The sequence below is a fragment of the Oleiphilus sp. HI0080 genome (genome assembly GCF_001635135.1).
The window spans coordinates 1-467 of record NZ_LWFU01000202.1 but is presented as its reverse complement, the minus strand read 5'-3'; the positions used below and the strand labels follow the sequence as shown (position 1 = coordinate 467).

Annotated in this window: 1 protein-coding gene; it reads left to right on the top strand. The window is 45.2% G+C overall.

Going from position 1 to position 467, the window contains the following annotated elements; translation table 11 throughout:
* A partial coding sequence (locus A3751_RS02120; protein WP_197466114.1) for an adenosylhomocysteinase occupies positions 1-278 on the top strand: 278 nt, incomplete at its 5' end.
* Between the last annotated feature and the right edge of the window lie 189 nt (positions 279-467).

Below are 467 nucleotides of genomic sequence, written 5' to 3'. Positions count from 1 at the left end.
ATGCGACTGGGCACCCTAGCCGTATTATGGATGGGTCGTTCGCCAACCAAGTACTTGCTCAAATTTACTTGTGGGAAGCGAAGTTTGCCGATCTACCGGCAGAAGAAAAGCCAGCCAATGTCTATGTAAAAGTACTTCCTAAGAAGCTTGATGAAGAAGTAGCAAAAGATATGGTAGAGGGTTTTGGCGGCGTATTAACACGCCTGACAAAAACGCAGGCAGACTACATCAACGTGCCGGTTGATGGTCCTTACAAGCCAGAATCTTACAAGTACTAATTAGAACGCTGAGGTTGGCTGAAGCATCTGACGCCAACCTCGGTTTCAAGAACGAGATTATTCATGGAAACCCAAAAACAGTTTAAACGTCGTTTCAGATTTGAATTCTTCCCACCAAAAACCGAAGAAGGCAAAGAGAAGCTTCAGGTTGTTCGTGACGAACTTGCTCGCCGTAAACCAGATTTCTTC